This is a genomic window from Halorubrum tibetense (assembly GCF_042661865.1).
In the GTDB taxonomy this organism is placed as follows: Archaea; Halobacteriota; Halobacteria; order Halobacteriales; family Haloferacaceae; genus Halorubrum; species Halorubrum tibetense.
Genome location: NZ_JBHSWW010000079.1, coordinates 1 through 9,265, shown reverse-complemented (window position 1 = coordinate 9,265; position 9,265 = coordinate 1). Strand labels below are relative to the sequence as shown.

Annotated in this window: 8 protein-coding genes; 1 reads left to right on the top strand and 7 read right to left on the bottom strand. The window is 67.1% G+C overall.

Annotated features, from left to right (window positions below):
• The 3 genes from ACFQEU_RS07345 to ACFQEU_RS07335 form a co-directional block, all read right to left on the bottom strand.
• Window positions 1-330 (bottom strand): type 1 glutamine amidotransferase family protein (locus tag ACFQEU_RS07345; RefSeq protein WP_465261122.1); only part of this gene is annotated, 330 nt, incomplete at its 3' end.
• Between the two features lie 64 nt (window positions 331-394).
• Complete coding sequence (locus ACFQEU_RS07340; protein ID WP_379780761.1) at window positions 395-1,975, bottom strand: cryptochrome/photolyase family protein; 1,581 nt, start codon at window positions 1,973-1,975, stop codon at window positions 395-397.
• 100 nt (window positions 1,976-2,075) lie between these two features.
• The gene (locus ACFQEU_RS07335; RefSeq protein ID WP_379780759.1) at window positions 2,076-2,831 is read right to left on the bottom strand and encodes a DUF7344 domain-containing protein; all 756 of its coding nucleotides are present in this window, start codon (window positions 2,829-2,831) and stop codon (window positions 2,076-2,078) included.
• Between the two features lie 490 nt (window positions 2,832-3,321).
• On the opposite strand from ACFQEU_RS07335, the gene ACFQEU_RS07330 reads away from it, so the two are divergent.
• The gene (locus tag ACFQEU_RS07330; RefSeq protein WP_379780757.1) at window positions 3,322-4,176 is read left to right on the top strand and encodes a DUF8054 domain-containing protein; all 855 of its coding nucleotides are present in this window, start codon (window positions 3,322-3,324) and stop codon (window positions 4,174-4,176) included.
• Between the two features lie 64 nt (window positions 4,177-4,240).
• Here the strand turns inward: ACFQEU_RS07330 and ACFQEU_RS07325 are convergent, their stop codons facing one another.
• The 4 genes from ACFQEU_RS07325 to ACFQEU_RS07310 form a co-directional block, all read right to left on the bottom strand.
• The gene (locus ACFQEU_RS07325; protein ID WP_379780755.1) at window positions 4,241-5,938 is read right to left on the bottom strand and encodes an ATP-binding protein; all 1,698 of its coding nucleotides are present in this window, start codon (window positions 5,936-5,938) and stop codon (window positions 4,241-4,243) included.
• Window positions 5,939-6,034: 96 nt separating this feature from the next.
• Window positions 6,035-6,463 carry a phosphate-starvation-inducible PsiE family protein gene (locus tag ACFQEU_RS07320; protein ID WP_379780753.1) on the bottom strand — a complete coding sequence of 143 codons (429 nt, stop codon included), beginning with the start codon at window positions 6,461-6,463 and terminating at the stop codon, window positions 6,035-6,037.
• A 91-nt stretch (window positions 6,464-6,554) separates the two neighbouring features.
• Window positions 6,555-8,921 (bottom strand): DEAD/DEAH box helicase, encoded by a 2,367-nt coding sequence (locus tag ACFQEU_RS07315; protein ID WP_379780751.1) that lies wholly within the window; start codon window positions 8,919-8,921, stop codon window positions 6,555-6,557.
• Window positions 8,922-9,055: 134 nt separating this feature from the next.
• The coding region (locus ACFQEU_RS07310; RefSeq protein ID WP_379780749.1) for a hypothetical protein at window positions 9,056-9,265 on the bottom strand (210 nt) is incomplete at its 5' end.

Genomic DNA, 9,265 nt, shown 5'->3' with positions numbered 1-9,265 from the left:
GCTCGCGGTCTCGTCGCGGTCCGTCCACCCGCCGCCCGGTACGACGAGGAGGTCCGGGGCGCTCTCGTCCGTGGGGTCCGGTAGGCGGGCGCTGACGCCGACGCGCGTCCCGTGGCTCGCGGTCACCGACTTCGCTTCGTCGAGAGCGACGTACCGCACACGACCCGCGCGGTCGGATCGAATCGTCTCGGCGTCGGTTGGCGTGTCCGTGGCGTCGGTAGGTGTACCCCCGTCTCCGTCGGCATACTGAAACGCGTAGTCGAACACCTCGTAGGGGCCGATACCGTCGAGCTCGTCGAACCCGTCGTACAGCAACACGTCGACGTTCATACGTCGACTACGGCCGCCGTGAGCAAGGGTGTTGCCGTTCCCGTCCTCGCGGACGCGTGCGCCGTTACTCCTCTGGGTCCTCGCCGCGAGCGCGCTTATACATCGCCAGCGCCTCCTCGCGGCGCTCCGAGTGGTCGACGACGGGCGCGGGGTACTCGGGGGCCGCGTTCGCCCGCTGGGTCGGCGAGCACTCGTGCCACCCGTGGATCACCTCGGGGTCGACGCCGCGGAGCTCCGGGACGTACTCGGTGATGTAGTCGGCGTCGGGGTCGTAGCGTTCCCCCTGTGTCATCGGGTTGAAGATCCGGAAGTAGGGCTGTGCGTCGGTCCCCGTGGAGGCGGCCCACTGCCAGCCACCGTTGTCGTTCGCCGTATCGTGGTCTGCGAGATGCTCTCGGAAGTGGTCGTAGCCGTGTCGCCAGTCCGCGAGCAAGTCCTTCGTGAGGAAGGAGGCGACGATCATCCGCACGCGGTTGTGCATGAACGCCTCCTCGCGCAGCTGGCGCATCCCGGCATCGACGATCGGGTACCCCGTCTCGCCGCGCTTCCACGCCGCGATCTCCTCGGGGTCGTCCCGCCAGTCGATCCCCTCCTCGTACTCCTTGTAGTTCTCGGTCACGACTTCGGGGTTGTGGTACAACACCTGCGTGTAGAACTCCCGCCACGCGAGCTGGCCTTGGAACTCCTCGACGTGGCCTGCCGCCCCCATCTCGTCTGTCCCGTCCGAACCGTCCGTCCCGTCCGAACCGCTCGGTCCATCCGGCTCGTCGGATCTCCCCTCGGCCATCGCCCGCTCCGTGGCGGCGTACACCTCACGGACGCCGATCTCGCCGTACTTCATGAACGTCGAGATCCGGGAGGTGCCCTCTCGAGCCGGGTAGTCCCGGTCGTCGTCGTACGTGAACACGCCGTGGGCGAGGAACGTGTCGAGGCGCTCGCGGGCCGCGTCAGTTCCGGCGGGACCGATCTCGGCGTCCGGTTCCGCGAAACCGAGCGCCGCGGGGGTCGGGAGGTCGCCGACCGTGGGCGTCACAGTCGCAGTACCGCCGTCGGTCGTCCGACGTTCGTCGCCGTCGGCACGAAGCCCATCGTCGTGGGCCGCGTGGAGCGCGTCGACAGTGTCCACGAGCTCGCCGCGGTCGACGAGGTCGGACGCGTCCAGCGTCCGTGCCGGCGGGTCGACCTCGCGGTCGGTCCACTTCCGCCAGTAATACGTGTACACCGAGTACGGGTCCCCGGCGTTCGTTCGGATGGAGTCCGGCGTGTGGAGGACGGAATCGTGGTGTGCTTCCCGCCGGATCCCCGCGTCGTGAAGCGCCTGCCGGACCCCGGCGTCGCGCTCCCGCGCGAGCCCCGAGTAGTCCCGGTTCCAGACGACGCGATCCGCGTCGAGCGCCTCCGCCACACGCGGCAAAACGGTCGCCGGGTCCCCGTGTGTGACGAGGAGGTCGCTCCCGCGGTCGCGATACTCGTCACGCAGCGCGGCCAACCCGTCGAGCAGCCGTCGAACCCTGACGTCGCTCGCGTGTGCGAGGACGTCGTCGTCGAACACGAAGATAGGCACGACCGTGTCGCGGTCGGCGGCCGCGGCGAGCCCGACGTTGTCGGCGAGTCGGAGGTCACGCCGATGCCAGAACAGCTCCATACCGATCACACGGCTGCGGGGAATGTGAAAGCACCGGCCGGCAAGAGGGGAACGCGCAACCAGTGGCCATCCCCTGACCGCCGCTCCGCACGGCTGACGGCTAGAGCCGTCGCCCCCGGGTGTACCGGAGATGAGCGATCGAGGAGACGAGGAGCACGAGCGTTAACGATGCCATGAGCGTTCCGGGACCGAGCGATGGGAACGGCGGCGTCCCCGTCACGAACGCGAGGGTGACGGCCGCGAACAACCCGGACAGGCCGAGATAGAACTCGGACCACGTGAACTCGTTCGCGCCCACGACCTCGAGATACGCCTCGAACCCCTCGGCACCCGGTGCGAGCGTCACGAGACCGCTGTTCCGGTTGTACTCGATCACACCGCTTCGTTCCATCCGCGGGAGGTGTGACTGATACAGCGACGTGTAGAGTCGTTTGCGCTGTGTGTACGTCACTTCGACGGGCTCGATCTCGTTTTCCGCCGCGGCGATCGTCGTCGCCAGCTCCCGGAGCTTGATCTCGCCGCCGTTCTCGGAGAGGAACTGTAAGACGTGTCGTCGCCGACCGTTGCTCAGCAGCGCGAACACTTCGTCGGTGGGGATCGTTTCGACGCCGCTACCATCGTCCGTCGCCGACGCATCGACGTCGTCCAGCTCCTCGTCCGTCGCCGACGCATCGACGTCGTCCAGCTCCTCGTCCGTCGCCGACGCATCGACGTCGTCCAACTCCTCGTCTGCCGCCGACGCATCGATGTCGTCAGCTGAGACGTCTTGCTTAGCCGAAGCGGCTTGCTCGACCGGCCCGTCGGTGTGTTCGTCCGATCCATCGCTCCGTCGTTCCGTCGTTCCGTTCTGATCCATTATGTGTACTTACCTCCACATCTCGCTGTACTTCCAGGAGCCACCGTCCGAAGTATCAGCGTCGGGCTGGAGGGGTAACCCGTGTCCTGCACGCCCCGCATACTGAGCCATTGCACCCGAGATGACTCGCGCGGAGCCCCCGAAATAACCCCGTACTCACTGCTGTTATCGTATCGGCGTCAGCACTTCATCCCCGCCGTGACCACCGGACCGTTTCAGTATCGCTGTCGAGACAAACCACACGCGGGGTATTAACATTTCCCATATATTTGATTAGTGACCGTTTTACATGACTCATAATCGTACACAGCGATTCTCTCAGGCGGTTTCGAGGTTCTCTCATCAAATAGAGTTATTTCACTGATAGTTTTGGATCGGTTCTGCTGCCACCCCGATCCTTCTCTGGCGTGACGGATCGCGGCCGGTCCGGGACACGAATGCGGCGGTATGCGTGTCATACCTATATCCACCGAATGCGTCAGGTGTCGGTATGGAAACGTCCGTTCGGCTTCCGACATGGCTTCGCGATCCACGATACACCGGTGAGAACCGATGCGTTCCCTGTACCGTCGTCAACGTCGTGATCGCGGGAGTCCTCGCCGCAGCGGTCGCAACCCAGTCCGTCGGATTGGGGGGTGTCGTGCTCGCGGTCGCGCTCGTGACGATCGCCGTCCGTGGGTACCTCGTTCCGGGGACGCCAACGCTGACGAAGCGATACCTCCCGGATCGCGTGCTCGCGCTCTTCGATAAGGGGCCCGCCCGCCCCGGTGCAGAGCCGACGGCGACCACGACCGACACGGCGACGACGTTCGACCCGGCGGCAGCGCTGCTCGACTCAGGGGTACTCGTCGACGACCCCGCCGTCGACGACCTCGTCCTCGACGACTCGTTCCGCGCTCGGTGGACCGGACGAGCTCGCGAGCTCGCGGATCGCGACCGCGACGCGGATGGGGCGGCGCTCGCTACGTTCCTCGATGTCGATCCCGAATCGGTGGCGACCGTCGACCGCGGCTACGCGTACGTCGCGTCGATCGACGGCGAGCCGGTCGGCCAGTGGGAGTCACGCCCCGCGTTCCTCATGGATATCGCGGCCTCGGACGTGCTCAGCGGGTACTGGACGGACTGGGACGCGCTCGCGACTGCTCACCAAAGCGAGTTGCTCGGGAACCTCCGGCTGTTCGTGGAGACCTGCCCGACGTGTGACGGGACGGTGACGCTAGACACGACGGTCGTCGAGTCCTGTTGTCGGCAGTACGACGTGCTCGCCGCCACTTGCGATGACTGCGGGGCCCGCCTGTTCGAGGCGGACGTCGACCCGGCGGCGCTCGAACGCGTCGGCGCCTGACCGTTCGAGACGCCCGTCACGCCGCCGACTCAGTTCGCCCGCGTCACTCTCCGGTTCGCCCGCGTCACTCCCCAGTTCGGAACTCGAACCGTACCCCGCCCGACTCGCTCTCGGTTACGCTCACGTCCCAGTCGTGGGCGTCGACGATCCCCTCGACGATGGCGAGTCCGAACCCCGTCCCATCGGGCTGCGTGGTGAACCCGGTCTCGAACACCGCATCGTGCTCATCGTCGGGGATCCCCGGGCCGTCGTCGGCGACGTAGAACCCGTCAGTGAGACCACCGACCCACACGGTGACGCCGCTTCCGCCACGACTGTCCGCCGAGCCGTGCTCGACGCTGTTACGAAACAGGTTCTCCAACAGCTGTCTGAGTCGGTTCCGATCCGCTCGAACCGTCCGATCCGCGTCGACGCGGAGGGTTGCATCCCCGGTGTCAACGATCGTCCACGTCTCCGTCGCAACCTCGTTGAGGGGGACCGACTCGGCCGCGATGTCGGTCGCCCCCTGTTTAGCGAGCGCGAGGATATCCCCGATGAGTTCTTCCATCCGCTCGTGGGCGCTCCCGACGATCCCGAGGTGTTCGTCGACGGCGGTACCGACCTCACCGGCGGCCGCACACTCCTGTCTGGCGATCCCGAGCCGCCCCTGTGCGACGTTGAGCGGGTTCCGGAGATCGTGGCTCACGACGCTCGCGAACTCCTCGAGCCGATCGTTCTGTCGCTCCAGCTCCCGCGTCCGGCGGCGGAGTTCTTGTTCCGTGTCGAGCTGTGCCAGTCTGGCTCGCGCGTGTGCGACGAGCAGCTCGACGGCTCGCCGGTCGTGTTCGTCGAACGCGCCGATCGATTTCGAGGCCGACTGGAACATCCCGGCGTCACCGATCGGCACCGTCAGCACCGACCGGAACTCGGAGTCCGCCGGCGCGGCCGAGTGCTCCCGAACGTCGTCGACGACGTTCGTCTCGCCGGTTCGATACACCTCGGCCGCGACGCTGTCCTCGGCGTCGATCGGCGTCTCCTCGTAGTACCCCTCCCCATCGAGGTTCGACGAAACGGCTCTCGGGACGAGTGTCCCGTCGACGGCCGCGTCGACGATCGCGAAGTCGAACTGGAGGATCCGCTCGACTGCACGGATGACGGTGTCGTACACCTCCTCCGGCGTCGAACACGTACCCATGTCGGTCGCGACCTCGTGTAACGATTCGATCTCGCGTTTCCGCTCACGAAGTCGGTGTTCCGTCGACCGGCGGTGCGGGGGGCGGCGGCAGACACAGACGAGAACCGTTTGCCCGCCGATCTCGCCCTCGTGAACGCTCACGAGGGCCGGAACTTCGTCGCCATCGGCGTGAACCAGCGAGACCTCGGCCCCACCGAAGGATGGGGTCGTTTTCGCCGGGCCACGATCTCTGTCGTCGGTGTCGACGTCGCTAGCTGAGTCCCCCTCGTCATGTGCCTCGGCCCTCGTCTCCGGCCCGAGACCCTCACCGTCCGGTCCCAAGTAGGATCGGATCCCGTCCGACCGGTCCGTGTGGAACCGGCTCGGCACGAGCATCGTCGCCGGTTCGCCGACGAGCGAGCCGGGATTGTAGCCGAGGAGTCGTTCCGTCGCCGGGTTCGCGTAGCGAACGGTTCCCGCGTCGTCGATGGCGATCGTTGCCTCCGGACTGCTTCGAAGCACGCCGCGCTCGAACGCCCCCGTATCCGCCCCCGACTCGGTTCGGGGCGGTGGCCCTGAACGCTGCCCGTCTCCCGCGTCGTTGTCCATCGATCTCGGTGCCTCGCTTACCGATCGTTTTCGTCCCCCGTACATGAATCTGACCCGTCGATCCGGCCTCCGGTGTCGTCGACGCGGTCGGTGTCGTCAGGTCGTGATATCGACCCGGTCCAGCAGGACGTACCCAACGACCAAGACGGCGATCAGCACTCCGAACGCGAGCGCGACGGAGAGCGCCTCGTCGCCCGTCCGGTAGTCGGCGACGCGGAAGCTGATCACCTCCCGCGAGACCGCGATGATCGCGGCGCTCACGACGATCCTGAGCACCGGCTCTTCGCGCGCGTACGCTATGAGCGTCCGATGAACCTCGACGATGATCAACAGGAGAAGCACCGTGTCGAGCAGGTCCACGACGGCGACCGGGTCGGTGAATCGGCCGCTCACGAGCAGCTCGTACAACGAGAGCAGCATGTCGAAGAGGCCGATAACGAATAGCCCGAGGAGGAAGTACGCCGCGCCGAGCACGAGCCACTGCATCGCCCTGGCGGACGGGTCGGTCACCTCTCGGATATCCATCGGTAGTCACCGTACACACGCGGTGGAGCGTGAAACCGTTTGTGCCGAACCGTGTCACGATTCCGTCCCGGCCCGCCTCGAACGGGTCGCGCTATCCTTCCCGTATCCCGGCCAACGTCTCCAGTAACCGAACCGCAGTCGGCTTCGCGAGCGGCTCGTTCGCGTTGCCGCAGTGAGGCGACTGGACGCAGGCCGGGCAGCCCGACTCGCAGCCGCAGCCGTCGATGAGCCGGGCGGTCCGGGTGAGCAGCTCCTCGATCCGGTCGTGGCCTCGGCGCGTGAGCCCGACGCCGCCCGGATAGCCGTCGTAAACGAACACGGCCGGGCCGTCGGTGTGCGGGTGATGCGGCGTCGAGATGCCGCCGACATCGGCGCGGTCACACAGCAGATGAAACGGGAACAGCGAGATGATCCCGTGTTCGGCGGCGTGGATCCCGCCGTTGAACCCGTACTCGCCGCCGAGCCCGACGTCGTCGCCAAGGGTCCGCATCTCGCGCTCGAGGTCCGCCGGAACCGGGAAGTACAGCGCTTTCGTCCGCAGCGTCGTCTCCGGGAGGTCCACGGTCGACTCGCCGAGCGACGTCCCGGTCGTCGCGTCCTTCCGAACGAACCCCGTGATCTGCTCCGTCACGGTGACGTCCGCGAACCGGATCGGCACGTCTGGACGGGCCGGCAGCGTCCGCTCGGCGAGGTCCTCGTTCACGACCATCCCCTTCTCGGAGAGCACCTGCGTGTAGTAGTCCGCCCACGAGGCGTCCAGTTCCGCGATATCGCGGTCGAGGTCGAGTTCCGTTACCTCGTAGGTCCGCCCCTGTTGGTGGTAGATCGCGCCCGGATGGGCGTCCCGGAGCGCGTCCGCGAAGCCCAGCGAGGCGATCGACTCGCCGCTCGACCGGTCGATCAGTTCGATCTCCCGGTCCTCGGCCGTCCGGAGGTTCATCGCGTGTTGGGGGCTCTCCGAATCCGCATGCGTCCAGCGCGTCCCGTCTGCGGCGTCCCGTCGCCGGAGAACGCCGTCGTCGGTCAGGTCGGCGACGATCCCCGGGAACGACGCCCCGAAGAACGCCTCGTCGGCGGGCGAGAGCCAGCGCTCGTCGGCCGCACACGCCACGTGTCGCGGGAGGAGCTGGTCGTTCTCGGGGTCGCAGATCGCGTCCTCCGGCGGGGCCTCGAAGAAGTCCTCGGGGTGAGTCATCAGGTACTGATCGAGCCCGTCCTCGCCGCCGACCATGACGACGAGGGCCGGGTCGGTCCCCCGCCCCGCCCGGCCGGCCTGCTGGAACGCCGACATCCGGGTGCCGGGGTAGCCGTCGAGGATCACGGCGTCGAGCCCACCCACGTCGACGCCGAGCTCGAGCGCGTTCGTCGACCAGACACCCTGCAGGCTCCCGTCGTGGAGGTCGGACTCGATCTCGCGGCGCGTCTCGTCTTTCAGTGCGGCCTGATACGCGCCGACTCTTCCGGCGAGGTCGTGCTGCCCTCGGCTTCGGAGCTCGCTCGCGCTGTCGGTCGCGTACTGCTCGGCGGTCTGTCGCGCCCGCGTGAACGTCAGCGTCTGCCGGCCGCTCTCCACGAGGTCGACGAACAGCCGCTTGCTCTCGGTGTGACTCGACCTCCGCCGCCCGGCGTCCTCGCCCGTTCGGTCCGCCCAGTCGTCGTCGTACTCCGGCGGGTTCCACAGCACCCAGTCGCGCGGGCCGCGCCCGGAGGTGTCCTCGTCGACGAGCGTGATCCCGTCCGGATCGCGGCCGGTGACGGTCGAGACGTGTTCGACCGGGTTGTTGATCGTCGCCGAACAGCAGACGAACGTCGGGTCCGACCCGAATCGCTCGCAGGTTCGAGCGAGCCGCCGGAGAGTCATCGCGACCTGCGAGCCGAACACCCCCCGATAGCTGTGGATCTCGTCGATGACGACGTGCTCCAGCGAGGCAAAGAACCACTCCCAGAGCCGCCCGGCGTACGGCAACAGGGCGTAGTGGAGCATGTCGGGGTTCGAGAGCAGGACGGTGGGTCGGGCGTCCCGCACGTCCCGCTTTTCGGCCCGTGAGAGTCGGCCCGTGTACGACTCGACGGACACCCGACTCCCGAAGCCGAGCCCGTGTGCGAGCGCCGACAACGACTCCTCCTGGTCGGCGATCAGCGCGTTCTGTGGGCCGATATACAGCGTGCGACCGCCGTGATCCATCGCCGCTTCGAACGCGGGGACGGTGTACGCGAGCGACTTGCCGCTCGCGGTCGCGGTCGCGAGCACGACGTCGTCACCATCGCGGACCGCCTCGATGGCGTCCGCCTGATGGCGGTAGAGTCGGTCGACGCCGCGGTCCGCGAGCGCGCCCGCGAGGCGCGGTTCGAGATCGACGTCGGCGAACTCGGGCTCGCGGGCCGGGAGCCGCCGGTAGTCGGCGATCTGTCCCTCGTAGTAGGGGCGGTCACGGAGCCACTCGATGGCGTCTGCCACGTCGACGGATCCACGGGGGCGACGGTCCTAACGGTTGTGGTCCGGGACGTGGTGAGACGATCCGTGGCTGAGACGGGTCGTCGTGGTAACTGAGGGCGAGGGATACCGAAAATACAGTTCTATTGAAATACTCACTAACTGATGTTTTCATCCTCAATCGCCCAGTACAGGAACTGGACGATGTCTTTCGGGAGTAAGTATATCAGATCGCTGGCGGCCAACGGGTATTTAAACAGCCGTGATCGACGGCGACGATCGCCTATATATGTGGTGGCGCGTGCCTCCAAGGCCGCTTCGCGGCCGAGGAGCACGCGCGAGGGAGTCGACTCGGCGCTTATAAGCGC

Coding starts and splice junctions, on each gene's coding strand:
- ACFQEU_RS07340 (WP_379780761.1), bottom strand. CDS start 1,975: ATGGAGCTGTTCTGGCATCGGCGTGACCTCCGACTCGCCGACAACGTC.
- ACFQEU_RS07335 (WP_379780759.1), bottom strand. CDS start 2,831: ATGGATCAGAACGGAACGACGGAACGACGGAGCGATGGATCGGACGAA.
- ACFQEU_RS07320 (WP_379780753.1), bottom strand. CDS start 6,463: ATGGATATCCGAGAGGTGACCGACCCGTCCGCCAGGGCGATGCAGTGG.
- ACFQEU_RS07330 (WP_379780757.1), top strand. CDS start 3,322: ATGGAAACGTCCGTTCGGCTTCCGACATGGCTTCGCGATCCACGATAC.
- ACFQEU_RS07325 (WP_379780755.1), bottom strand. CDS start 5,938: ATGGACAACGACGCGGGAGACGGGCAGCGTTCAGGGCCACCGCCCCGA.